Annotated in this window: 22 protein-coding genes; 17 read left to right on the top strand and 5 right to left on the bottom strand. The window is 61.8% G+C overall.

Annotated features, from left to right (window positions below):
* Positions 1 to 226: 226 nt before the first annotated feature.
* Both SO140_RS36050 and SO140_RS36045 read right to left on the bottom strand, forming a co-directional pair.
* Positions 227 to 1,165, bottom strand: coding sequence for a response regulator (locus SO140_RS36050; RefSeq protein WP_449379704.1), 939 nt, complete (start codon positions 1,163 to 1,165; stop codon positions 227 to 229).
* Positions 1,155 to 4,523, bottom strand: a complete 3,369-nt coding sequence (locus SO140_RS36045; protein ID WP_449379705.1) for a hybrid sensor histidine kinase/response regulator — start codon at positions 4,521 to 4,523, stop codon at positions 1,155 to 1,157. The genes SO140_RS36050 and SO140_RS36045 overlap by 11 nt, the downstream gene beginning before the upstream one ends.
* Before the next feature lie 173 nt (positions 4,524 to 4,696).
* Here SO140_RS36045 and urtA point away from each other — a divergent pair, with 173 nt between their 5' ends.
* From urtA to SO140_RS36005, 8 genes are all read left to right on the top strand, one after another.
* Positions 4,697 to 5,956, top strand: coding sequence for an urea ABC transporter substrate-binding protein (gene urtA, locus SO140_RS36040; RefSeq protein ID WP_449379706.1), 1,260 nt, complete (start codon positions 4,697 to 4,699; stop codon positions 5,954 to 5,956).
* A gap of 178 nt (positions 5,957 to 6,134) precedes the next feature.
* Complete coding sequence (urtB, locus tag SO140_RS36035) at positions 6,135 to 7,061, top strand: urea ABC transporter permease subunit UrtB (protein WP_449379707.1); 927 nt, start codon at positions 6,135 to 6,137, stop codon at positions 7,059 to 7,061.
* A 22-nt stretch (positions 7,062 to 7,083) separates the two neighbouring features.
* Positions 7,084 to 8,223 (top strand): urea ABC transporter permease subunit UrtC, encoded by a 1,140-nt coding sequence (gene urtC / locus SO140_RS36030; RefSeq protein WP_449379708.1) that lies wholly within the window; start codon positions 7,084 to 7,086, stop codon positions 8,221 to 8,223.
* 10 nt (positions 8,224 to 8,233) lie between these two features.
* Positions 8,234 to 8,989: an urea ABC transporter ATP-binding protein UrtD gene (gene urtD, locus SO140_RS36025; protein WP_449379709.1), complete on the top strand. Its 756-nt coding sequence runs from the start codon at positions 8,234 to 8,236 to the stop codon at positions 8,987 to 8,989.
* A gap of 12 nt (positions 8,990 to 9,001) precedes the next feature.
* Positions 9,002 to 9,691: an urea ABC transporter ATP-binding subunit UrtE gene (gene urtE, locus SO140_RS36020; protein WP_449379710.1), complete on the top strand. Its 690-nt coding sequence runs from the start codon at positions 9,002 to 9,004 to the stop codon at positions 9,689 to 9,691.
* A gap of 25 nt (positions 9,692 to 9,716) precedes the next feature.
* Positions 9,717 to 10,946 (top strand): formamidase, encoded by a 1,230-nt coding sequence (gene fmdA, locus SO140_RS36015; protein WP_449379711.1) that lies wholly within the window; start codon positions 9,717 to 9,719, stop codon positions 10,944 to 10,946.
* Positions 10,947 to 11,011: 65 nt separating this feature from the next.
* Positions 11,012 to 11,362 (top strand): FmdB family zinc ribbon protein, encoded by a 351-nt coding sequence (locus tag SO140_RS36010; RefSeq protein ID WP_449379712.1) that lies wholly within the window; start codon positions 11,012 to 11,014, stop codon positions 11,360 to 11,362.
* Between the two features lie 57 nt (positions 11,363 to 11,419).
* Positions 11,420 to 12,460: an aliphatic amidase gene (locus tag SO140_RS36005; RefSeq protein ID WP_449379713.1), complete on the top strand. Its 1,041-nt coding sequence runs from the start codon at positions 11,420 to 11,422 to the stop codon at positions 12,458 to 12,460.
* A gap of 258 nt (positions 12,461 to 12,718) precedes the next feature.
* On the opposite strand, the gene SO140_RS36000 is transcribed toward SO140_RS36005, so the two are convergent.
* Positions 12,719 to 13,642, bottom strand: a complete 924-nt coding sequence (locus SO140_RS36000; RefSeq protein ID WP_449379714.1) for a LysR family transcriptional regulator — start codon at positions 13,640 to 13,642, stop codon at positions 12,719 to 12,721.
* Positions 13,643 to 14,671: 1,029 nt separating this feature from the next.
* Here SO140_RS36000 and SO140_RS35995 point away from each other — a divergent pair.
* The 8 genes from SO140_RS35995 (at position 14,672) to SO140_RS35960 (ending at position 21,298) form a co-directional block, all read left to right on the top strand.
* Positions 14,672 to 15,835: a muconate/chloromuconate family cycloisomerase gene (locus SO140_RS35995; RefSeq protein WP_474799180.1), complete on the top strand. Its 1,164-nt coding sequence runs from the start codon at positions 14,672 to 14,674 to the stop codon at positions 15,833 to 15,835.
* A 3-nt stretch (positions 15,836 to 15,838) separates the two neighbouring features.
* Complete coding sequence (catC, locus tag SO140_RS35990; protein WP_449379716.1) at positions 15,839 to 16,129, top strand: muconolactone Delta-isomerase; 291 nt, start codon at positions 15,839 to 15,841, stop codon at positions 16,127 to 16,129.
* Between the two features lie 56 nt (positions 16,130 to 16,185).
* Positions 16,186 to 17,079, top strand: a complete 894-nt coding sequence (locus tag SO140_RS35985; RefSeq protein ID WP_474799178.1) for a dioxygenase family protein — start codon at positions 16,186 to 16,188, stop codon at positions 17,077 to 17,079.
* A 50-nt stretch (positions 17,080 to 17,129) separates the two neighbouring features.
* Complete coding sequence (locus SO140_RS35980; protein WP_474799176.1) at positions 17,130 to 18,503, top strand: Rieske 2Fe-2S domain-containing protein; 1,374 nt, start codon at positions 17,130 to 17,132, stop codon at positions 18,501 to 18,503.
* Complete coding sequence (gene benB / locus SO140_RS35975; RefSeq protein WP_449379719.1) at positions 18,500 to 19,024, top strand: benzoate 1,2-dioxygenase small subunit; 525 nt, start codon at positions 18,500 to 18,502, stop codon at positions 19,022 to 19,024. The genes SO140_RS35980 and benB overlap by 4 nt, the downstream gene beginning before the upstream one ends.
* 32 nt (positions 19,025 to 19,056) lie before the next feature.
* Positions 19,057 to 20,079 carry a benzoate 1,2-dioxygenase electron transfer component BenC gene (gene benC, locus SO140_RS35970; RefSeq protein WP_474799174.1) on the top strand — a complete coding sequence of 341 codons (1,023 nt, stop codon included), beginning with the start codon at positions 19,057 to 19,059 and terminating at the stop codon, positions 20,077 to 20,079.
* Positions 20,076 to 20,852, top strand: coding sequence for a benzoate diol dehydrogenase BenD (gene benD, locus SO140_RS35965; protein WP_474799172.1), 777 nt, complete (start codon positions 20,076 to 20,078; stop codon positions 20,850 to 20,852). Before benC ends, benD begins: the two co-directional genes overlap by 4 nt.
* A 248-nt stretch (positions 20,853 to 21,100) precedes the next feature.
* Entirely contained in the window at positions 21,101 to 21,298 is a 198-nt protein-coding gene (locus tag SO140_RS35960; RefSeq protein ID WP_449379722.1) for a hypothetical protein, read from the top strand.
* A 43-nt stretch (positions 21,299 to 21,341) separates the two neighbouring features.
* On the opposite strand, the gene SO140_RS35955 is transcribed toward SO140_RS35960, so the two are convergent.
* A complete protein-coding gene (locus SO140_RS35955) occupies positions 21,342 to 21,590 on the bottom strand; it encodes a hypothetical protein (RefSeq protein ID WP_449379723.1) in 249 nt (82 codons plus the stop codon).
* Between the two features lie 644 nt (positions 21,591 to 22,234).
* Between SO140_RS35955 and SO140_RS35950 the strand changes: the two genes are divergently transcribed.
* Positions 22,235 to 22,738, top strand: a complete 504-nt coding sequence (locus SO140_RS35950) for a cupin domain-containing protein (protein WP_449379724.1) — start codon at positions 22,235 to 22,237, stop codon at positions 22,736 to 22,738.
* Between the two features lie 197 nt (positions 22,739 to 22,935).
* Here the strand turns inward: SO140_RS35950 and SO140_RS35945 are convergent, their stop codons facing one another.
* A complete protein-coding gene (locus SO140_RS35945) occupies positions 22,936 to 23,067 on the bottom strand; it encodes a hypothetical protein (RefSeq protein WP_449379725.1) in 132 nt (43 codons plus the stop codon).
* Positions 23,068 to 23,287 lie beyond the last annotated feature (220 nt).

Genomic DNA, 23,287 nt, shown 5'->3' with positions numbered 1-23,287 from the left:
TCGCATCATCGTCGCGCACGGTTTAGCGACGGGTCAGGAATCTCATATTGCGAACGAGTTAGCCTGAGCGGCCGGTTGGATGCATGCCCAAAGATTGGGCGACAGGGGGCATCGCGAATTGACGCGACGCGAGACGTCCGCGGCCCAACCCCAGCCGCGCGATGTGGTCTGCAGCAACTACTGCAGCTGCTGCTATGGGAGAACTGTCGGAGTGCGGGTGCTTTTGCTAGGAGTTCCGGCGCGTAGCGTTCACCGCGATGGCGGCCGCCGCCGTTCGGTTCTCGACACCCAGCTTGGAGTAGATTTGCTCAAGGTGCTTATCGACCGTTCTTGGACTAAGGCCGAGGATCTGAGCGATGTCGCGGTTGGTTTTTCCCTTGGAGAGCCAGGACAGCACCTCGCTCTCGCGCGTGGTAAGGCCGAGCTGGGCGGAGAATTCCGCCGGCATGTCGCCGCTGGTGTCCTTGGCGAGCCGAAGCAGGAATTCGTTCGGGCCGAGCTTGCTCATATATTGCAGTCGCAACTGCTCGTTGCCAGGGAAAGAGGCCATGGTCGCACTCTTTGCGGGTTTGCCCTTCTGGACCTGGTCGAGCCATTGCGGCACCGGCTCGGGCAGTGCGAAATCGTCATCGGCGCTGGCCAGCGTATCCGAAAGCAATTTTCGCGCCTGCGGCGTCGCCCATAGCAGCTTGCCCTTATTGTTCACTGCGAGCAGATAGCGGCCGGATACATCCAGTGCGGCGCGCGCGCTCTGGGTCATCCGCGCATTGGCGAGGTGGACGCGGATCCGCGCCAGCATCTCCTCAACCACGATCGGTTTCGTCACGTAGTCGACGCCGCCGGCTTCCAAGCCGCGCACGATATGCTCGGTCTCGGCCAGGCCCGTCATGAAGATGATCGGCACGCCGTCGAGACCCGCGTCGCGCCTCAGCCGTTTGCAGGTCTCGAAGCCGTCCATGCCGGGCATGATCGCATCGAGCAGCACGATGTCGGGCGTGATCTGCTCGACGATGCGCATCGCGGAGGCGCCGTCGAGCGCGACCATCACGGTCATGCCGGCTCCGTCGAGCGCGTCGGTCAGAAGCCGCAGCGTCTCTGGCGAGTCGTCGACGACGAGCGCGACGTCGCGCTTCCTGGGGTCTGTGATCTTGGGATCAGTGATCATAGCTGTGCAATGTCTTCAGCGTCGCCATGTATTGGTCGAGATCGAAACGGTCGACCAGCGCGCGCATGTGGGTGACGAAATCCGCGTGCTCGGGATGGCCGGTGCCGATCTCGTCGAGCTTGAGCTGGATCGCGCGGACATAACCGAGCCGGCCGAGGCCGATCAGCTCCTCGACATATTTCACCGGCGGCCGTGAGCCGCTCTCCGGCTTCCACAGCGGCACCGGAACCTGGTCGGCTTCGTGCTGCCATTCGAGCTTGAGCAATTGGCGGATGGTCTCGAGCAGCCGCGGGACGTCGATCGGCTTCATCAGATAGCCGTCATGAAACGGCTGCGCCAGCGGCGCGCCATGCGCTTCCAGCGCGCTCGCCGACACCATCAGGATGCGCGCGGTGTGATGGCCGTTCGCGCGCAAAGTCTCGGCGACGGTCCAGCCATCCATGCTGGCCATGGAGATGTCGAGCAAAAACAGATCGGGCCGGCAGTGCTGCGCCAGCGCGAGGCAGCCGAGGCCATCGGGCGCGCTGAGCAGAATGAAGCCGAGCGGCGCCAGCACCTCGCGCAGAAGATCGCGATGAGTCGGGTCGTCGTCGGTGATCAATATCGTCTTGCGCGGGCCCAGATAGCCGTAGATCGGTGCCTCCACCGGCGCATCGCGCCGGGGATTGGTCACTTCGGAGAGCAGGAGTTTGACGCGGAACGTCGCACCAGCGCCGACAGTGCTCGTCACCTTGATGTCGCCGCCCATCACGCCCGCCAGCAGGCGGCTGATAGTGAGGCCGAGGCCGGTGCCGGTCTGCGGCTGCGCGACGCCGAGCGCGCCGCGCTCGAAGGGCGCGAAGATGCGTTCGAGGTCGTCAGCCTGGATGCCCGGACCGGTATCGACCACCTCGAACTCGGCGACCGGGCTGCGATAGTGCACGACAAATTTCACGCTGCCGGTTTGCGTGAACTTGATCGCATTGGACAGCAGATTGATCAGGATCTGCCGCAGCCGCTTCTCATCGGCATAGACCACGACCGGTAGCACCGTCGGCCGCTTGAACACGAAGTCGATACCCTTGGCCGCGGCCTGCAGGCGGAACATGCCGACAAGCTGGTCTAGGAAATCATTGAGGCGGACCTCGTCGCGGGACAGATAGAGCCGACCGGCCTCGATCTTGGAGATGTCCAAAATGCCGTCAATGAGACCCGACAGATGGTCGGCGCTGCGGCGGACCACGCGCACCTGGTCGCGCGGCCTTGCCTGAAGGCTGGCGTCCTGCTCGAGCAGTTGCGCATAGCCGGAGATCGCATTCAGCGGCGAGCGCAGCTCGTGGCTCAGGCCGACGACGTAGCGGCTCTTGGCGAGGTTGGCAGATTCTGCGACCTCCTTGGCGCGCTGCAATTCGGCATCGGTGCGTTTGTGTGCGTCGATCTCCTGGATCAAGAGCGTAGTCTGCCGCCGCGTCTCTTCCTCCGCCGCGCGGCGGCTTTGCTGTGCGAGCACAAACAGCCAGGCGACCACGCCGATGATGATGATCAGCGCGAAGAACACTTTCCAGAGCACGTCGGCCAATAGCGCATCGGCATGCACGGTCGCCGAGGTCTGAAGATAGATCAGCCCGAGCACGAGCCCGACCAAGCCGGCCGAGACCGTGAACACGCCGACATAATGGCCGAACTGCGAGTTGATCCGCGCGTAGATCGCCTCGGGCAACATCTTGCCGAGTGCCACCGACACCTGCGCGCCGGCCCGCGCGTGCGGCTTGCAGAGATCGTGGCAGCGGGCGTCGAGCGAGCAGCACAGCGAGCAGATCGGCCCGGCATAAGCGGGGCAGGAGGCCATGTCCTCCGGCTCGAACGAATGCTCACAGATACAGCACTGGATCGCCTCGACGTTCTGCCAGCTCCGCTTCGGCTTGCGCGCGATGTAATATTTGCCGTCGGTGGCCCAGGCGATCAGCGGCGCGGCGATAAACGCGGCGGCGAGCGCCACGAAGGCGGACAGAGCCTTCGCGGTCGGCCCGAACAATCCGTAGAACGCCGAGATCGAGACGATGGTCGCGATCGTCATCGCGCCGACGCCGACTGGATTGATGTCGTAGAGATGCGCGCGCTTGAACTCGATCTGCGGCGGGCGAAGGCCCAGCGGCTTGTTGATGACGAGGTCGGCGACCAGCGCGCCGACCCAGGCGATCGCGACGTTGGAGTAGAGCGCCAGCGTCTGCTCCAGCGCCTTGTAGACGCCGATCTCCATCAGCAGCAGCGCCACCATCACGTTGAACACCAGCCAGACCACGCGGCCGGGATGGCTGTGCGTCAGCCGCGAGAAGAAGTTCGACCAGGCGATCGAGCCGGCATAGGCATTGGTGACGTTGATCTTGACCTGCGACAGGATGACGAAGCTGCCGGTCAGCGCCAGCGCCAGATCCGGCTGCGACAGCACGTAGCGGAAGGCTTCGAGATACATATGCGCCGGCTCGGCAGCCTGTTCGAGCGCGACGCCATGGCTCAGCGCGAAATAGGCGAGGAACGAGCCGACCAGGAGCTTGAGCGCGCCGAAGACGATCCAGCCTGGACCGGCGCTGAGCAGCGCAATCCACCACGAGGTCTTTGATGTCCGGCGGTCGCGCGGCAGGAAGCGCAGGAAGTCGACCTGCTCGCCGATCTGCGCCACCAGCGAAAACACCACCGACGCGGCCGTGCCGAACAGCAAGAGATCGAGATGGCCGCTCGGATTGCCATGCTCGCCGGCGAACGTCCGCCATTCTGTGAAGGAATGCGGATTGGCCCAGGCGATCGCCACGAAGGGGAGGATATGCAGGATGACCCACAGTGGCTGCGTCCATAATTGAAAGCGGCTGATCAGGGTGATGCCGTAGGTCACCAGCGGAATGATGACGACAGAGGAGATGAGATAGCCGAGCGGGCGAGGGATGCCGAAGCACATCTCCAGCGCTGCCGCGAGGATGACAGCCTCGAAAGCGAAGAAGATGAAGGTGAAGGAGGCGTAGATCAGCGAGGTGATGGTCGAGCCGATATAGCCGAAGCCGGCGCCGCGGGTCAGCAGGTCGATATCGATGCCGCATTTCGTGGCGTAATAGGCAATCGGCAGTCCGCACAGGAAGATGATGACGCTGACCACCAGGATCGCGGCGGTCGCATTGGTCGCGCCGTAGTTCAGCGTGATGGTGCCCCCGATCGCTTCAAGCGCGAGGAAGGAGATCGCACCGAGCGCGGTGTTGGCAACGCGGGCGGCGGACCAGCGCCGCGCGCTCTTGGCGGTGAAGCGCAGCGCGTAGTCTTCCAGAGTCTGGTTGGCGACCCATTGATTGTATTGGCGCCTGACGCGGTCTATCCGCTGCCGCCCTGCCACGTCCTGACTCCTGACCCGCTTTGCCGGCGCTGATCGCAAGCAAATCCCGTACCCAAGAACCTACGTCGTCATTTTGCGGTGCAGTATACGCAATCCCACGTATCTGTGCAGTGCACAATTCTGAGCAATCCTCGCCTGATCAATAAGCGCGTTCTCGAACCAATGGGGTGCTCATGTCAGACGAAACAAATACGGGCCCGCAGTCGGCATTCCGCCGCAGGCTGCTGATGGGAATGGCGGCAATTCCTGCGATGACCATGCTGCCGCGCGCGTCTTTTGCGCAGGCGCCGGCAACTTCTGCGATCAACACCACCGGTCTCGCGGTAACCGATACTGAAGTCACTGTCGGCATCCTGCACTCGGCGACCGGCACGATGGCGATCTCCGAGACCGGTTCGATCGAAGCCGAGAAGCTCGCGATCGACCAGATCAACGCCATGGGTGGCGTGCTCGGCCGCAAGATCAAGGTCATCCAGGAAGACGGCGCCAGCGACTGGCCAACTTTCGCGGAGAAGGCCAAGAAGCTCCTCGTCAACGACAAGGTTGCGGCCATCATGGGCTGCTGGACCTCGGCCTCGCGCAAGGCAGTGCTGCCGGTCGTCGAGCAGTACAACGGCATGCTCTACTACCCTACCTTCTATGAAGGCCTCGAGCAGTCCAAGAATGTGATCTACACCGGCCAGGAAGCCACCCAGCAGATCCTCGCCGGCCTGAACTGGATCGCCAAGGAGAAGGGCGCCAAATCGTTCTTCTTCATCGGCTCGGACTACATTTGGCCGCGCACCTCGAACAAGATCGCACGCAAGCATGTCGAGAACGTGCTGAAGGGCAAGGTCGTCGGCGAGGAGTATTACGCGCTCGGCAGCACCCAGTTCAATTCTGTCATCAACAAGATCAAGCTGACCAAGCCCGACGTGATCTTCACCGACGTGGTCGGTGGCTCCAACGTCGCCTTCTACAAGCAGCTCAAGGCGGCCGGCGTCGACCTGTCGAAGCAGGCGCTGCTGACGATCTCGGTGACCGAAGACGAGATCGACGGCATTGGCGGCGAGAACATCGCGGGCGCCTATGCCTGCATGAAATACTTCCAGTCGCTCGATAACCCGAACAACAAGACCTTCGTGCCCGCCTTCAAGAAGATGTGGGGCGAGAAGACCGTGATCGGCGACGTGACGCAGGCTGCCTATCTCGGCCCGTGGCTGTGGAAGTTGACGGTCGAGAAGGCCGGAAGCTTCGACGTCGACAAGATCGCCGCAGCTTCGCCCGGCGTGGAATTCAAGGGCGCGCCGGAAGGTTATGTGCGCATCCACGAAAACCATCACCTCTGGTCGAAGACTCGAGTCGGCCGCGCCAAGCTTGATGGCCAGTTCGAGCTGATCTACGAGACGGCCGATCTGGTCGAGCCCGACCCGTTCCCGAAGGGCTACCAGTAAGTCCTTCGCGATCTTTCCCCGAGCAAGAGCTCCCTGGCGTGGACCGTCAATCCACGCTTCACGACCCCGCGTCGCGACATCACTCGCGACGCGGGACCCTCGGATGCGGGACGCTGTCCCGGACGCGCGACGCTGTCCCCGGACGCGGGACGCTGTCCCCCCTCGACGGAGAAATCAGATGTTCGGCGACTATTCGATTGGCGACCTCGGTTCGATCTTCGTCATGCAGGGCTTTGCCGGCCTGATCCTGTTTTCCGTCTACGTGCTGATGGCGCTCGGACTTGCGATCATCTTCGGCCAGATGGGCGTCATCAACATGGCGCATGGCGAGTTCATGATCCTGGGTGCCTACGTCACCTGGATGACGTCGAGCTTCTTCCAGTCTTACCTGCCGAGCCTGTTCAGCGGCTACTTCTTCCTCGCGATGATATTGGCCTTCTTCGCATCCGGTGCGCTCGGAATGCTGGTCGAATGGGTGCTGATCCGGCATCTGTATAAGCGCCCACTCGATACGCTGCTCGCGACCTGGGGCCTTAGCCTGATGTTGCAGCAGGCCTATCGCTCGATCTTCGGCGCGCGTGAGGTCGGCGTCGAGCTGCCGCAGTGGATGCTCGGCTCGCTGCACGTCACCGACTCGATTGAGGTGCCGATCAACGGCGTCTTCGTGATGGGCCTGACGGTGCTGATCACCATCGCGGTCGCCTACGTCATGTTCATGTCGCGCTGGGGCCGCCAGGTCCGCGCCGTCGTGCAGAACCGCATCATGGCGGGCGCGGTCGGCATCAACACCGCGAAGGTCGACCGTTACACCTTCGCGCTCGGCTGCGGCATCGCCGGCGTCGCCGGTTCGGCCTTCACCATGATTGGTTCGACCGGGCCTACCTCAGGCCAGCTCTACATCGTCGACACCTTCCTGGTCGTCGTGTTCGGCGGAGCTGCCAGCCTGCTCGGCACCATCGCCTCGGCCTTCTCGATCTCGCAGACCCAGTCGACGCTCGAATTCTTCATGTCGGGATCGATGGCGAAGGTTTTGACGCTGCTCGTAGTGGTCGGAATTCTGATGCTGCGGCCGCAGGGGCTGTTCGCCCTCAAGGTCCGCAAGTAGAGAAGCGCAGGGGGCGCAACCCATGAACGACAATCGCTTTGCCACGCGCTCGGAGCTGATCGGCATCCTGGTGCTCGCCGCATTCCTGGTGGTGATCCTGCCGCTCTGCCTCGACGTCTTCCGGCTCAATCTGGTCGCCAAATATCTGACTTACGCCTTCGTCGCGCTGGGGCTCGTGATGTGCTGGGGCTACGGCGGCATCCTGAGCCTGGGGCAGGGCGTGTTCTTCGGCCTCGGCGGTTACTGTATGGCGATGTTTCTCAAGCTTGAGGCCTCGAGCGTCGAGAACACAAAGATCCAGTCGACACCCGGCATTCCCGATTTCATGGACTGGAATCAGATCACCGCACTGCCGTTCTTCTGGAAGCCGTTCCACAGCCTGACCTTCACCATCGCGGCTGTCATCCTGGTGCCGGGCATCTTCGCGCTGATCATTGGAGCGGCGATGTTCAAGCGCCGCGTCGGCGGCACCTACTTTGCGATCATCACGCAAGCGGTCGCCGCGATCCTGACCATCCTGATCGTCGGGCAGCAGGGCTACACCGGCGGCATCAACGGCATGACGGACCTCCGCACCCTGAAGGGCTGGGACATCCGTCCCGACCACGCCAAGGTCGTGCTCTACTTCTTCGAGGTCGGGTTGCTCTTCGCCTGCATCTGCATCGCCCAGCTGGTGCGGCATTCCAAGCTTGGCCGCATCCTGGTGGCGATGCGCGACCAGGAGGATCGGGTCCGCTTCTCCGGCTACAGCGTCGCCAATTTCAAGATCTTCGCCTTCTGCATCGCCGCGGTGTTCGCCGCGATCGGCGGCGCCATGTTCGCGCTCAATGTCGGCTTCATGTCGCCGTCCTTCGTCGGCATCGTACCCTCGATCGAGATGGTGATCTACACCGCGGTTGGCGGTCGCCTCTCGATCCTCGGCGCGGTCTACGGCACGTTGCTGGTCAACTTCGCCAAAACCAGTCTCTCCGAGTCCTTCCCGGAACTCTGGCTGTTCGGCCTTGGCGGCCTGTTCATTGCCGTGGTGCTCGCATTCCCGAACGGCCTTGCCGGTATCTGGGGCGACTACATCCAGCCGCGCATCAATCGCCTGACCGCCTCGCGCAAACCGAAGCCGGGCTGGAGCGACAATTCGGTCGCCGACGGCGCGCCGGCAGAATGAGGAGGACTTCATGCTCATCGGTCACCAGCCAAAGCCCTTCCTGCTCTCGGTCGAAGGTCTCACAGTGTCGTTCGACGGTTTCAAGGCCGTCAACGATCTCTCCTTCTATGTCGAGGAGAACGAGATCCGCGTCATCATCGGCCCGAACGGCGCCGGCAAGACCACCGTGCTCGACCTGATCTGTGGAAAGACCAAGGCCACGTCGGGCTCGATCGAATTCCGCGGCAAGGACCTGACCAAGCTGAAGGAGAACCAGATCGTCAAGGCCGGCGTCGGTCGCAAGTTCCAGACACCATCGATCTACGACGACCTCACCGTGTTCGAGAATTTGGAGATCTCGTTTCCACGCGGCCGCACGGTCTTCGGCGCGCTGACCTTTACTCGCGATGCCGCCGTGCGCGAACGCGTCCACGAGGTCGCAGAGATGATCTTCCTCAAGGATCGCCTCAACATGAGCGCGGCGCTGCTCAGCCACGGCCAGAAGCAGTGGCTGGAGATCGGCATGCTGCTCATCCAGGATCCGGATTTGCTGATGCTCGACGAGCCCGTCGCCGGCATGAGCGTGTCCGAACGCGCCAAGACTGCCGAGCTGCTCAACCGCATCATCAAGGACCGCTCGGTGCTGGTTATCGAGCACGACATGAAGTTTGTCGAGGACATCGCGCACAAGGTCACCGTGCTGCACCAGGGCCAAATCCTCTCCGAAGGCACGATGGAGAAGGTGAAGAACGATCCCAAGGTCATTGAAGTGTACCTTGGTCACTGAGGAGCGACATCAATGTTGGCAATCAATGATCTTCACGTCGCGTACGGCCAGAGCGAGGTGCTGCACGGCCTCAACGTGTCGGTCGCGCCCAACGAGATCGTCGCGATCATGGGCCGCAACGGTATGGGCAAGACGACGCTGATGAAGTCGCTGATGGGTATCGTGCCGACAAAGAGCGGCAGGGTGACCATGGACGGCATCGAGCTCGGTTCGCTCCCGAGCTACGAACGCGTCGCAAAAGGCCTCGCTTACGTGCCGCAGGGGCGGATGATCTTCTCGACCATGACGGTGAAGGAGAACATTGAGACTGGTTTGGTCGTCTCGGGTGGCAACGAAGTGCCCGCTGACATCTACGAGCTGTTTCCGGTGCTGCTGGAGATGAAGGGGCGCCGCGGTGGCAATCTCTCCGGTGGGCAACAGCAGCAATTGGCGATCGCCCGTGCGCTCGCCACCAAACCGAAGGTGTTGTTGCTGGATGAACCGACCGAAGGCATACAGCCGTCGATCATCAAGGAGATGGCGCGCACCTTGAAGCGAATCCGCGACGAGCGAGGCTTGTCGATTGTCGTCTCCGAGCAGGTCCTGAGTTTTGCGCTCGACATCGCCGACCGCGTGCTCGTGATCGAGAACGGCGAGATCGTGCGCGACGATCCGTGCGACGGCGTCGATGCCGCGCAGATCTCCAAGTTTTTGTCCGTCTAATCAGTCAACGAAGGGGAGCATCTCGATGCCAGATACACTAATCAAGGTTGACCTCACCAAGTCGGCCTATGAAAACGACAAGATCCACAACCGTTGGCATCCTGAGGTTCCGATCGTCGAGTGGGTCAGCCCCGGCGACGACTTCATCATCGAAACTGTCGACTGGACCGGCGGCTTCATCAAGAACAACGACTCGGCCGACGACGTGCGCGACATCGATCTGTCGATCGTGCACTTCCTGTCCGGTCCGATCGGCGTCAAGGGTGCCGAGCCCGGCGATCTTCTCGTCGTCGATCTGCTCGACGTCGGCCCGCTGAAGGAAAGCCTGTGGGGCTTCAACGGCTTCTTCTCCAAGCAGAATGGCGGCGGCTTCCTGACCGATCACTTCCCGCTGGCGCAGAAATCGATCTGGGACATCAAGGGGCTCTACACCTCGTCGCGTCACGTGCCCGGCGTCAATTTCGCCGGACTCATTCACCCCGGCCTGATCGGCTGTCTGCCCGATGCCAAGATGCTGGCCGCCTGGAATGCGCGCGAAGCCGAGTTGATCGCGACCAACCCGACTCGGGTGCCGGGCCTTGCCAATCCGCCGTTCGCGCCGACCGCGCATGCGGGCCAGGCCAAAGGTGACATCAAGGCCAAGATCGGTCTCGAGGGCGCGCGCACCGTGCCGCCGCGCGAGCATGGCGGCAATTGCGACATCAAGGATCTCTCGCGCGGCTCGAAGATCTACTTCCCGGTCTATGTGCCCGGCGGCGGTCTCTCGATGGGCGATCTGCATTTCAGCCAGGGCGACGGCGAGATCACCTTCTGCGGCGCGATCGAAATGGCCGGCTGGCTTCACATCAAGGTCGACGTCATCAAGGATGGCGTGGCGAAATACGGCATCAAGAACCCGGTGTTCAAGCCGTCGCCGATCACGCCGAACTACAAGGACTATCTGATCTTCGAGGGCATCTCGGTCGATGAGGCCGGCAAGCAGCACTATCTCGACGTCCACATCGCCTATCGCCAGGCCTGCTTGAACGCGATCGAATACCTGAAGAAGTTCGGCTATTCCGGCGCCCAAGCCTATTCGATCCTCGGCACCGCGCCGTGCCAAGGCCACATCTCGGGCGTGGTCGACGTGCCCAACGCCTGCGCCACGCTGTGGTTGCCGACCGAGATTTTCGACTTCGACGTTATGCCGTCGTCGGCCGGACCAATCAAGCACATCACAGGCGACATCCAGATGCCGATCTCGCCCGACAAGTAATCCCTGCGTGAGACGGATGCGGGGGGTGGGCCCCGCATCCGATGCGCAACAGCGAGGGAGCGACGATGCCTGTCTACGAATATCTCTGCAACGATTGCGGCCCGTTCACCGACATGCGGCCGATGGCCGAATGTGACGATCCGCAAGACTGTCCGCGCTGCGAGATGAAATCGCCGCGCGTGATCCTCACTGCGCCGGCGTTCTTCTGCATGCCCGCGGACAAGCGTAAGGCGCATGCCACCAACGAGCGGAGCAAGTATGCGCCGAAGACGCTCGACCAGTACAAGGCCGCGCACGGACCGGGCTGCGGCTGCTGTGGGACAGCGACGAAGAAGAAACCGGGGCGTCTCGTGACGAAAAGCAAGAGCGGCGCCGTCGGATTCCCGACTGCGCGCCCCTGGATGATCAGCCACTGACGTCGCATGGCCATCGCGCCGGCGATGAATTCAAACTAGAACAGAAGGGCGTTTCAAATGCTTCACGGTGACATCTCTTCCAGCAACGACGTGGTCGGCGTTGCCGTCGTCAATTACAAGATGCCGCGGTTGCACACGAGGGCCGAGGTGCTCGACAACGCCCGCAAGATCGCCGACATGGTCGTCGGCATGAAGCTCGGTCTGCCCGGCATGGATCTCGTGATTTTTCCCGAGTATTCCACCCACGGCATCATGTACGACGCCAAGGAGATGTACGAGACCGCCTCGCAGGTGCCGGGCGAGGAGACCGCGATTTTCGCCGCAGCCTGCCGCAAGGCGAAGGTCTGGGGCGTATTCTCGCTGACCGGCGAGCGCCACGAAGAACATCCGCACAAGGCGCCCTACAACACGCTGATCCTGATGAACGACAAGGGCGAGATCGTGCAGAAGTATCGCAAGATCATGCCCTGGGTGCCGATCGAGGGCTGGTATCCCGGCAAATGCACCTATGTCTCGGACGGTCCGAAGGGGCTGAAGATCAGTCTGATTATCTGCGACGACGGCAACTATCCGGAGATCTGGCGCGACTGCGCGATGAAGGGCGCCGAACTGATCGTGCGTTGCCAGGGCTACATGTATCCGGCGAAGGAACAGCAGGTGCTGATTTCCAAGGCGATGGCGTGGGCTAACAATGTCTATGTCGCTGTCGCCAATGCCGCGGGCTTTGACGGCGTTTATTCCTACTTCGGGCACTCTGCGATTATCGGCTTCGATGGACGCACGCTTGGCGAGACCGGCGAAGAGGAATATGGCATTCAATACGCTGGCCTGTCGAAGGGCCTGATCCGCGATGCGCGCCGCAACAACCAGTCGCAGAACCATCTCTTCAAGCTGCTGCATCGCGGCTACACTGGCATGATCAATTCCGGCGAAGGCCCGCGCGGCGTGGCCGCCTGCCCCTATGAGTTCTACAAGAACTGGATCGCTGATCCGGAAGGGACGCGCGAGATGGTCGAGGCGATGACTCGTCCAACCGTTGGCACCGAAGAATGCCCGATCGACGGCATTCCGAACGAGCTATCGGCGAGCAATTACTAGACTATTGCGCCATACACCGATGTCATCCCAGCCTTGGACTTCTGCTGGTGATCATGCACCTTGGACGGATCACAGAGGAAGGCACGGCAGAAGCCATTTAGGCCAGGCAACAGAATGACTATACGAAGTTGCTGCTTGCCACGATACCGATACTCTTGAGCGGTACCATTTTCGTTGCGCCGCGCCTTGAGAGCTGTATCTGGCAATGAATGATATCTGCGTCGAGCTTGAACCCTCGGCGTAGGCGCGGCGTTGCGATCAATCAGACGAGCCGGACGCAGGGTGACCGGTAGATGCATCCCATTTGTCGAATTCGCGAACCAGCTTGATCAATTGCGTGAGCAGCATCGACGCGTCATTCTTGCGATAACTCATGATGATCGGCGAAATCATCTTCGGCTCATCGAGGTCGATAAAGCATACGTCGTCGCGCCCGAAGCGCCTCACGGAGGCAGGCACGATGCAGACGCCGCCACCAGAGGCGACAAGACCGAGCGCGGTCTGCAACTCCTTCGCCTCCATCGCGACCCTCGGCTCAATACCTGCATCGCGGTAGAATGAAAGAACCTGATCGGCGTAGCTTGGCCGCGGCGACTTGGGATAGACGATGAGCGGTTCGTCAGCGGTTGCGCGCAGTCGTAACCTCCCCTTCTTGGCCGCCAATTTGTGCCGGCGTGGTACCACAAGGCAGACGCGTTCTTCACGGATGACGCTACGGACGATCGCCTCATCGTCGAATCTCAGTCGGCCGAAACCTACATCGATACGACCGTCCTTCAATGCTGCGACCTGCTCGAGCGTCGTCATCTCCAGAAGATTGACCTCTGCGCCGGGCAGGATGATGCGGAAGCGGCGGATCAGTTCCGGAAGAGCGTCGTAGAGGGTGGATGCGACAAAGCCGATGTTGAACTGCAATACCGTGCCTTTGGCGATCCGCTTGGTCATCGCACGCATCTCGTCAATGCGCTGCAGGATCTGACGTCCCTGTTCGAACAGATATCGTCCGGGCTCTGTCAACGTAAGCGGTCGGCCACGATCGAGCAGGCGCACGCCCAATTCGTCCTCGAGCTGCTGCACTTGGCGGCTCAACGGTGGTTGCGCGATGTGGAGTTTCTCAGCGGCGCGACTGAAGGAGCCCTCCGCTGCCACGGTGGTGAAGTAGCGCAGGTGACGGAGTTCCATGGGAGCAGCCCTCCAATCGCGTCCATACCTCTCGAGTATTGAAATAGACACAATCAATCCTTCGCTTCAAGCTGATCCGGGCAAACCCTCCCGCTCGCGGAAACGAGGCGCGTCATTCCCGGCGCCACAATGAGCAGGGGGAATTCGGTGTGCACCATACCCCGCAGGTATGAACATAGACTGAGGCGGTCCTGTTTCGATCGGATGTTACGCCCTAGGGTGGTCTCGCTTCATTCACCATCGTAGCGGCGGCAGGCTCGCTGGGATTGCCTCCCATTGCGGTCCTAGCAGCTTCTTCAGTCAGGAGTGCGCCGTGATCGTTTGCAGTTGCAACGTCCTCAGCGAGGTCGAGATTAGATCCGCGATCGCAAGCGTCGCGCCATGCCCGCGGGTCAGTCGCGTTTACGCCTTGCTCGGCTGCACGGCGAAGTGCGGCCACTGCGCCTGCGCCATACTCAAGGAAATCCGAAGCTTCGCGTCTGTGGATCGAGCCGCAATTGGAGCGGCCAACGCCCAGAATCTGTAGATCGGCGTGAGGGTCTGAAAGCCGATTCGGTTCCAAGTACTTAACCGCGAGACTGCGCGCGGTGAATTCGACGCGGCTCGAACTCTGCGAGTCACCTCTGACCTGAAGATAGAAGCACGATCGCGATTGACGACGGCTCCAGGGCCGACAATCAGAACAGTGGTTAACATGTCTCAACGGGCTAACAATCGCTGGTCGGGTCAATCGAGTGCTCGTTGGGACACCTGACCTGGAGAAAGAAAGCGACCGTCAGCCGTTGGCTCCAGCGAGACGGTCGCCTTGTTTTTCGAGAAGGCGGCCGATCGGCGGGGCGATTATCCAAGGTTCCTGGCGGCGGACGACGCACCGATACTCGTCGTTGCGCGTGCGGAAAAGCAGAGCTGACCATTGTCCCATCTGAAGCGTATACCTCATAGGTATAATATTGGACCCAATCGGTCTTTGCCATCGATGCCGCATATATCTAGTTTTCGGCCACGAAATGCGAATTCGAGGACGCGCCGGTGACGAGCAAAGCTGCCCAGGTCGATACCTTTATCGTCGATGTGCCCACGATCAGGCCTCACGTCCTGGCGATGGCCACGATGCGCAGCCAGGCCGTCGTTCTGGTCCGGATCACCTGCTCAGACGGTGTCATCGGGATCGGCGAGGGGACCACGATCGGTGGTCTGAGCTACGGCGAAGAAAGCCCTGAAGGCATCAAGCTCGCAATCGATACCTATATCGCGCCGGTCCTGAAGACCTGTGAAGTGTCCCGCGTCGCCGAGACAATGGCGAAGATCGGTCGCAACGTCGTCGGCAACCATATCGCCAAATGCGCGATCGAGACCGCGCTGCTTGATGCCGCCGGCAAGCGTCTCGGCGTGCCCGTCTCCGAACTGATCGGCGGGGGACGCGTACGCGACCGCCTGGCGGTGGCCTGGACGCTCGCGAGTGGAAATACTGCGCGCGACATCGAGGAAGCCGAGGCCATGCTCGAGGCCAGGCGGCATTCGATCTTCAAGCTGAAGATCGGCAAGCGCAGCGTGGCCGACGATGTCGCTCATGTTGCGGCGATCAAAAAGGCTATCGGAAGCCGCGGCAGCGTCCGCGTCGACGTCAATCAGGGCTGGGACGAGGCACAGGCCGATGCCGGCATGAAGATGCTGGAAGACGCCGGCTGCGACCTGGTCGAGCAGCCGGTCGCCCGCGACGCGATCGCCATCATGTCGCGCCTGTCCGCACGGCACGGAATCCCCCTGATGGCCGACGAAGCGCTGCACGGTCCCCGCGACGCGTTCCGTATTGCCGCCAGCGCCGCCGCCCGCGTCTTCGCCGTGAAGATCGCCCAGTCAGGCGGGCTACATGCCGGCCGCGACGTCGCAGCCATCGCCGATGCTTCGGGGATCGGTCTCTACGGTGGCACGATGCTCGAGGCCGGTGTTGGCACCGCAGCCTCTGCCCATCTCTTCGCGACGTTCCCTAAGCTCGCCTGGGGCACCGAACTGTTCGGTCCGCTGCTGCTCACGGAGGAGATTTTGGCCGAGCCGCTCGACTACGCCGATTTCTCGCTGGGCGTGCCGACAGGCCCCGGTCTCGGCGTGACGCTCGACGAGGACAAGATTGCCCGGTTTCGCCGTGATCGCACCGCGCCGACATTGCACGTCGTCGCGTCAAAGGGAGCGTGATGCATGCTCACCATGGTCGAGATGAACGTCCGTATCCCGCTGGACTTCGACCGGCAGGAAGCCGACCGCCTCAAGGCGCGCGAGAAGGAGCGGTTTCAGGAGCTGCAGCGCGCTGGCAAGTGGCGTCACATCTGGCGCGTCGTCGGCCACTACGCGAACGTCAGCATCTTCGATGTCGAAAGCAACGCGGAGCTTCACGACATCCTGACGAGCCTGCCGCTTTATACCTTCATGGAGATGAAGGTGACACCGCTCTGTAGACATCCATCTTCAATCCACGACGACGAGCGCTGAAACATTACGAACGACGAACGTCCGCATGCCGGACCTAAAACCAAGGGAGAGACGACATGGATACGAGCTTCGTGAAGACTGCGAACGTCCAGGCATTGCTCGACAGGGCTGCGGGCTTCAATCAGCCGAGCGGGGATTCCCGTCTGAAGGCAATCGTCCGCGACATCGTCGAGGCCAGTGCGAAGATCATCGTCCGGCACGACATCAGCGAGGACGAATTCTGGGGCGCCATCAACTTCCTGCAGAAGGGCGCGCCGGAGTTCGGGTTGCTGGTGCCCGGCACGGGACTTGAGCACTTCCTGGATCTGTTCATGGATGCAAAGGACGCGGAGGCTGGCCGCACGGGCGGCACGCCGCGTACCATCGAGGGACCGCTTTACGTGGCGGGTGCGCCGCTCGAGGAGGGCGATGTCAATCTGACGAAAGATCCGGACGCGACCGGCAGCCTCTACATGAGAGGCCGCGTCACTGGCCCGGACGGTGAGCCGGTCAAGGATGCGATCCTGCACGTCTGGCATGCCAACTCACAGGGCTGGTATTCGCATTTCGATCCGACCCGTGAACAGACGCCGTTCAACAATCGCGCACGCATCAAGCTCGGCGCCGACGGAAAATACTCGTTCCACTCGAAGATGCCGAACGGCTATTCCGTGCCGCCCGGCGGCGCCACCGACACGCTGATGAAGGCGATCGGTCGTCACGGTCATCGCCCGGCGCACGTCCACTTCTTCATCGAAGCGCCCGGTTACCGGAAGCTGACGACGCAGATCAACTTCGGCGACGACCCGCATGCCGCCGACGACTTCGCCTTCGCCACACGCGATGGTCTGCTGCCGGTCCCGCAGCGTCAGGGCGACAGCGCCTACATCAATTTCGACTTCCAGCTCCAGCGCGCCGCTGACGGTGCCGACGAGCACTTTTCCAGCCGACAGCGCGCCGAGGCGGCTTGAGTCTCGCCAGCGACCCGACGCGGCAACGAATGGGAAGAGGAGAGGAAACGATGACGACACTGTTGGAGCGCATCGACGGCGCGGTGGTCGAAGACAAGACGAGCGGGCTGTTCCGGTGCCGCCGCGACATCTTCACCGATGTCGAGATGTACGAGCTCGAGATGCGGCACATCTTCGAAGGCAACTGGGTGTTCCTGGCGCATGAGAGCCAGATCCCCGAGAACAACGACTATTTCAGTGCCTGGATCGGCCGCAAGCCGATCATGATCACCCGCGACAAGGCAGGTGAACTGCATGCGATGATCAACGCCTGCGCCCATCGCGGTGCGATGCTCTGCCGGCGAAAGCACGGCAATAAGGGCAGCTTCACCTGCCCATTCCACGGTTGGACCTTCAGCAATTCAGGCAAGCTCCTCAAGGTTAAGGACGGCAAGACCGGCGACTACCCGGCCTCGTTCAACACCCACGGCTCGCACGACCTGGCTAAGGTTCCGCGCTTCGAGAGTTATCGCGGCTTCCTGTTCGGCAGCCTCAATCCGGACGTCGTTTCCCTCGAGGAGCATCTCGGCGGCGCGAAAGCCGTGATCGACCAGATCGCCGACGGGGCGCCCAACGGCATCGAGGTGCTGCGCGGCAATTCCTCCTACATCTACGACGGCAATTGGAAGCTCCAGATGGAGAACGGCGCTGACGGATATCACGTCAGCTCCGTGCACTGGAATTACTCGGCGACTATGGGCCATCGCAACTACGAGAACGAGGGCACCAAGACGGTCGACGCCAACGGCTGGTCCAAGAGCGTAGGCGGCGTCTACGGCTTCGAGAACGGACACATCCTGCTCTGGACCAATCTGCTCAATCCCGAAGTCCGGCCCGTCTTCAATCACAAGGACGAGCTCGAAGCGCGTCTCGGCAAAGATCGCGCCGGCTTCATCATCGGCCAGACCCGCAATCTCGGAATCTATCCGAACGTCTACCTCATGGATCAGTTCTCGACGCAGATCCGCGTGGTGCGGCCGATCAGCGTCGACGAGACCGAGGTGACCATCTACTGCTTCGCGCCCAAAGGAGAGGACGCGAAGGAACGCGCGACCCGCATCCGGCAATACGAGGACTTCTTCAACGTCTCCGGCATGGGCACGCCGGACGATTTGGAAGAATTCCGTGCTTGTCAGACCGCCTATGTCGGCGCCGGCGAACTCTGGAATGACCTCAGTCGGGGCGCCGTCCATTGGATCGACGGCCCGGATGAGAACGCCAGGGCGATCGGCCTCGAGCCGCTGCTGAGCGGCGAACGCAGCGAGGACGAAGGCCTGTTCGTGCGCCAGCATGAGTTCTGGGCCAAGTCGCTGCGCCAGGCGATCCTGCGAAATGGCGGCGAAGCGACAGGCGGCGTCGTTGCGTTGCGGGGAGAGGCAGCATGAGCATCGCAACCGCCAGCACGCTCGTGTCCACCGGTAAATTCGATCTCGAACATGTCCGCTCCTTCCTGTTCCGCGAGGCGCGGCTGCTGGACGACCGGCAGTGGGACGAATGGATCAAGCTCTATTCGCCCAAGGCCAGTTTCTGGATGCCGGCGTGGGACGACGACGACCAAGTCGTCGAGGACCCGCAGCAGCATATCTCGCTGATCTACTATCCAAACCGGGAGGGTCTGGAAGACCGCGTCTTCCGCATCAAGACCGAGCGGTCCGGCGCGAGCACGCCGGAGCCGCGTACCAGCCACAATGTCTCGAATGTCGAAATCGTGGCGGAACGCGACGGCGAGCTCGACCTGCGCTTCAACTGGCACACGCTCAGCCACCGCTACAAGAAGACCGACAGCTTCTTCGGTGCCGCTTTCTACACGCTGGATACGCGCGGTGAGGAACCGCGGATCCTGGCCAAGAAGGTCGTGCTCAAGAGCGACTACATCCACCAGGTCATCGACATCTATCACATCTGACGCTGCTCGTTGGGATCGCGGGAGAGTAAGACATGACTTATCGCGTAGCACTCAATTTCGAGGACGGGGCCACCCGTTTCATCGACTGCAACAAGGGCGAGAAGGTCTTGGACGCGGCCTATCGCAATAAGATCAACCTGCCGATGGACTGTTCGGATGGCGTTTGCGGCACCTGCAAATGCCGCTGCGAGCAGGGTGAATACGATCTCGGCGACGAATATCTCGACGACGCGCTGAGCGGAGCCGAGGCCGAGGAGGGACTGGTGCTGACCTGCCAGATGGTGCCGTCCTCGGATTGCGTTATCGCCGTGCCGGTTCCGTCCACGGCCTGCAAGGTAAGGCCCGCTGAACATGGCGCCGAGGTGAGCTCCGTCGAACTCGTCTCGGACAGCACGATCATCCTCAAGCTCAAGCTCGACAGACCGGACGCGTTGGGATACCTGCCTGGCCAGTACGTGAACCTCACGGTGCCCGGGACGAGCGAGCATCGTTCCTACTCGTTCAGTTCGAAGGTGGGGGCGAGTGAAGCGAGCTTCCTGATCCGCAACGTGCCGGGCGGTCTGATGAGCGGCTGGCTCGCGAGCGAGGCCAGGGTCGGTACCAGGATGACGTTTGTCGGTCCGCAAGGAAGCTTCTTCCTGCGAGCGGTCGACCGTCCGGTCGTGATGCTCGCCGGCGGCACGGGCCTCGCGCCGATCCTGTCGATGCTCGAGGTCCTCGCCGACCAAGGCACCGACCAGCCCGTGCATCTGATCTATGGCGTCACCAATGATGGCGATCTGGTCGAGATCGATCGGATCGAAGCGCTGGCCAGGCGGCTGCCGACGCTCACCTGGGCGACCTGCGTCGCCAACCCGGATAGCGCCCATCCGCTGAAGGGATATGTCACGGCGCATCTCGCGGACGAGCATCTCAACGACGGTGACTGCGACGTCTATCTGTGCGGTCCGCCGCCGATGGTGGAGACGGTGCGGGTGTTCTTCACGGAAAAGAGGGTTAGCCCCTCGCATTTCTTCTACGAGAAGTTTTCCGCGACCGAAGCGGTGGCAGCATGATCTTCGAAGGTCGCTTTGCCGGAAAGACGCTGGTCGTGACCGGTGCCGCTCAGGGGATCGGGCGCGCCGTGGCGCTGCGGGCCGCGGCCGAGGGCGGCAACGTCCTGTTCGTCGATCGTGCGGACTTCGTCGATGATGTCGCCTCGGAAGCAGGTGTCGGAGGCCGCGGCTTCGTATGCGATCTCGAAACCCACGAGGGTGCTGAAGCCGCCATGGCCGAGGCCATCAGACATTTCGGCGCAATCGACATCCTCATCAACAACGTCGGCGGCGCAATCCGGATGCGACCATACCATCGGTTCGAGCCGCAGCAGATCGAGGCGGAGATTCGGCGCTCGTTAATGCCCACCTTGTGGTGTTGTCACGCCGTGATTCCGTACCTCACCCGGCGAGGCAGGGGTACGATAGTGAACGTCTCATCGAACGCGACGCGCGGCATTCACCGGGTGCCATACTCGGCTGCAAAGGGAGGAATCAACGCGATCACTCAAAGCCTGGCGATGGAGTACGCATCGGACAACATACGCGTTGTCGCGACGGCTCCCGGCGGCACAGAGGCGCCGCCGAGGCGAGTGCCGCGCAACGCCGAGGGCGACACGGTTGAGGAAAAGGAATGGATGAACGAGGTCGTCAAGCAGGTTAAGAAATCTAGCTTCCTCGGGCGATACGGCTCGGTCGCCGAGCAGGTCGCGCCAATCCTGTTCTTGGCGTCGGATGAAGCAAGTTATGTCACAGGCAATATCTTGCCAGTCGCCGGCGGCGACCTCGGGTAACTCTGCGACGTCGTTCCGCGCGCAAGGTCCACAGTTGGACCCTTAGCGAGGTCGCTGAGCATGCTGGGCCGAACCAAGGAGAAGAAGAGCTGCCCTCGCACCTAAAAACTCGCGGTGCAGCGCGACTACCTCGCACGCACAAGTGACCAGAACAGCCCGGAATACAGGTGCCTGCCTGTGATCTAGTTCACAGCGCGCGCCATGGTCGTGGTGGTGCGGTGCCTACTCGAGCGACGGAGGGCTCGATCATGCCCGCCATTTTCGATTTTCTATACCGTGAGTTTTGCCGTGCGCGCCTTTCTGAGATGCGGAAGCAGCTTTTCCTGATTCAGACCAGCAGCCCTGAAGTCGCACAGGCGAATTGCAGTGTCAGCCCTTCCGACGAGGCTGATGATCGGACTGCCGGCGACGAACATCACGCAGCCGGCGACCGCAGGTCCAGTTGATCGCTCGTCGACCGCACCGTCGTCGAGAGGGTCGCAGGCGCGCCTAGTGACGGTCAGTGATCAAAACAACCGGCGCAGATTCTTGGAGGGATTTGCGATTGCCCTCATCAGAAGCAACGCTCGCGGGCTGGGCCGCCGCGCTTTGTGAGGCCTGTCCAACAGTTGTGGAAGGGGCGGTGGCGGCGACAACGGGATCTTTAGCGCTTGCCTGACGGTTCCAGTCGCATGCGGCCGCCGGATAGGCGGTAAGAGTAACGGCAGCAAAGGTCGTAGCGATCACGATCTTCCTCATGGCCGGGCTCCTCTTTGGGGAAAGGTCATTGTACTACGACGAACGTTGCTCGAACGCATCGGCGTGATCACGAAGCTGCGAGAGCCGTGCAGTCCACGGAGGCACGGGAAGCGCTTTTGCTGCCGGGGCTACCTACCCGGCGGGCGACCTATGAAACGCACAAGCGCTGCCCTCCGTCGCGCAGCGCGGGGCTACCCTGGCAGCCCGCTCCAGAGTCTAGCGGGCCTGGGCCGATAATGTCATGGCCCATCCACTTGCGCTACTTGCTGTTGAGCGTATGCTCGAATTGGAGCCTCAGAGAGCTGCCCCCTAGGGGTCTAAGTCTGAGCTGCGCGGCAGGCGTACGCAATTATATTCAATGGGCAGCCTTAGGGCCTTGCCGAGCACGATCTCGTCGTGCCCGCACACGCTTCGTATTTTAGAGAGATCAGTTGGAAGACCGTTGTAATTCCTGCCCTGCAATGTCCGGTCTCAAATCGGGAGGTTCGACATAGCAACTTATTCATGCACCACCATCGACGATCCGTTCGCCGGCAATCAATCGCCGGATCGTCACGCCTTCACGGTTGCATGGCAGCGACTTCTTCTTTGTGTGACCAGCTTGTGGTGAGTGAAGAGAGATCTAAGCCAAGGAGGGAAAGGAAATGAGGCGACCAATCGTACTATTTGCTGTTGCTTCTGGCCTTGCTGTCCTAGCAGCAGCGCAACTCCTGCCGAAGGCGGCACTGCAGGCCGCTGAGATGCAAATGAAGCCTCCGGTCAATGTTGAAGACATTAAGTGGGGTCCCGTTCCACCGACCATCCCACCCGGCGCGCAGCTCGCCGTCATAGCTGGTGACCCCAGCAAGGAGGGGCTGTTCACGATGCGGCTAAAGATGCCGGCCAACTACAAAGTCCCGGCCCATAACCATCCCACCGACGAGTTCGTGACGGTGATCTCCGGCGACTTCCGTGTCGGTCTCGGCGACAAGCTCGATGTGGACAAGGGGCAGTCCCTTAAGGCTGGAGCCTTTGCCGAAATGCCAGCAGGCATGAACCACTATGCCTGGACGACAGAAGACACCGTGGTACAGATCGCCGGGCCCGGGCCGTTCGCTATCACCTATGCCAATCCGGCCGATGACCCGAGCAAACAGGCCGCGAAATAGCGGATGGGTTGAGAGGCAATCATTATGAAGCTCGAAGGTGGCAAGCGCTTCGCCGTGAACTCGGCCTTGCGCCACTCGGCCCGCCGCGGGCGCTCGATCGCCAACGTCTTGCGCGTCTCACGTCCATAGTGATCCGATCGATGTCGACGCCGTCCGGCGTGCGCCTGATCCTCAGCACCGCGGACAGCACAAGGTCGTCATAGGGGCACCACCGGATTACGCGCGGCGACATCGCAATGCGCGAGGAAGGTCTCGAGTGCTTTGTCGCCATCGCAGATCAGCAGTGCCAGCTCGCGAGCTTGCCGGAGGTCGCCGGCGGCAGTCATCATGCGATGACCATACCCGTTCGCGAAGCACTCGCTCGCATGCGGCCCTTGTCGCAGGGTCCTCGTGATCACGGTTCTACCGTGACCGTCCGCTTAATACCCCAAAGCGGCGCTAAAGCGGACACTTGCTGACCGACGCTATGGACCAAAGGACTTGTATGGGGCGATTGGTGTCAAGCGCTTTCGTTATTGGCCATCTCCTTGTTCGGCCGGGCTGCGACAT

It is taken from the genome of Bradyrhizobium sp. UFLA05-108 (assembly GCF_059803455.1).
The sequence above is the reverse complement of the archived record's forward strand: the minus strand, read 5'-3'. Positions and strand labels throughout refer to the sequence as shown.

Bases quoted from the DNA above. Each gene is read 5' to 3' on its own strand.
- benC (WP_474799174.1), top strand. From the start codon at position 19,057: ATGACTTATCGCGTAGCACTCAATTTCGAGGACGGGGCCACCCGTTTC.
- SO140_RS36000 (WP_449379714.1), bottom strand. From the start codon at position 13,642: ATGGAACTCCGTCACCTGCGCTACTTCACCACCGTGGCAGCGGAGGGC.
- urtA (WP_449379706.1), top strand. From the start codon at position 4,697: ATGTCAGACGAAACAAATACGGGCCCGCAGTCGGCATTCCGCCGCAGG.
- SO140_RS35985 (WP_474799178.1), top strand. From the start codon at position 16,186: ATGGATACGAGCTTCGTGAAGACTGCGAACGTCCAGGCATTGCTCGAC.
- SO140_RS36010 (WP_449379712.1), top strand. From the start codon at position 11,012: ATGCCTGTCTACGAATATCTCTGCAACGATTGCGGCCCGTTCACCGAC.
- urtB (WP_449379707.1), top strand. From the start codon at position 6,135: ATGTTCGGCGACTATTCGATTGGCGACCTCGGTTCGATCTTCGTCATG.
- SO140_RS35980 (WP_474799176.1), top strand. From the start codon at position 17,130: ATGACGACACTGTTGGAGCGCATCGACGGCGCGGTGGTCGAAGACAAG.
- urtE (WP_449379710.1), top strand. From the start codon at position 9,002: ATGTTGGCAATCAATGATCTTCACGTCGCGTACGGCCAGAGCGAGGTG.
- SO140_RS35950 (WP_449379724.1), top strand. From the start codon at position 22,235: ATGAGGCGACCAATCGTACTATTTGCTGTTGCTTCTGGCCTTGCTGTC.
- benB (WP_449379719.1), top strand. From the start codon at position 18,500: ATGAGCATCGCAACCGCCAGCACGCTCGTGTCCACCGGTAAATTCGAT.
- benD (WP_474799172.1), top strand. From the start codon at position 20,076: ATGATCTTCGAAGGTCGCTTTGCCGGAAAGACGCTGGTCGTGACCGGT.
- urtC (WP_449379708.1), top strand. From the start codon at position 7,084: ATGAACGACAATCGCTTTGCCACGCGCTCGGAGCTGATCGGCATCCTG.
- SO140_RS36050 (WP_449379704.1), bottom strand. From the start codon at position 1,165: ATGATCACTGATCCCAAGATCACAGACCCCAGGAAGCGCGACGTCGCG.
- urtD (WP_449379709.1), top strand. From the start codon at position 8,234: ATGCTCATCGGTCACCAGCCAAAGCCCTTCCTGCTCTCGGTCGAAGGT.
- SO140_RS35960 (WP_449379722.1), top strand. From the start codon at position 21,101: ATGCCCGCCATTTTCGATTTTCTATACCGTGAGTTTTGCCGTGCGCGC.
- SO140_RS35955 (WP_449379723.1), bottom strand. From the start codon at position 21,590: ATGAGGAAGATCGTGATCGCTACGACCTTTGCTGCCGTTACTCTTACC.
- SO140_RS35945 (WP_449379725.1), bottom strand. From the start codon at position 23,067: ATGATGACTGCCGCCGGCGACCTCCGGCAAGCTCGCGAGCTGGCACTG.
- fmdA (WP_449379711.1), top strand. From the start codon at position 9,717: ATGCCAGATACACTAATCAAGGTTGACCTCACCAAGTCGGCCTATGAA.
- SO140_RS36005 (WP_449379713.1), top strand. From the start codon at position 11,420: ATGCTTCACGGTGACATCTCTTCCAGCAACGACGTGGTCGGCGTTGCC.
- catC (WP_449379716.1), top strand. From the start codon at position 15,839: ATGCTCACCATGGTCGAGATGAACGTCCGTATCCCGCTGGACTTCGAC.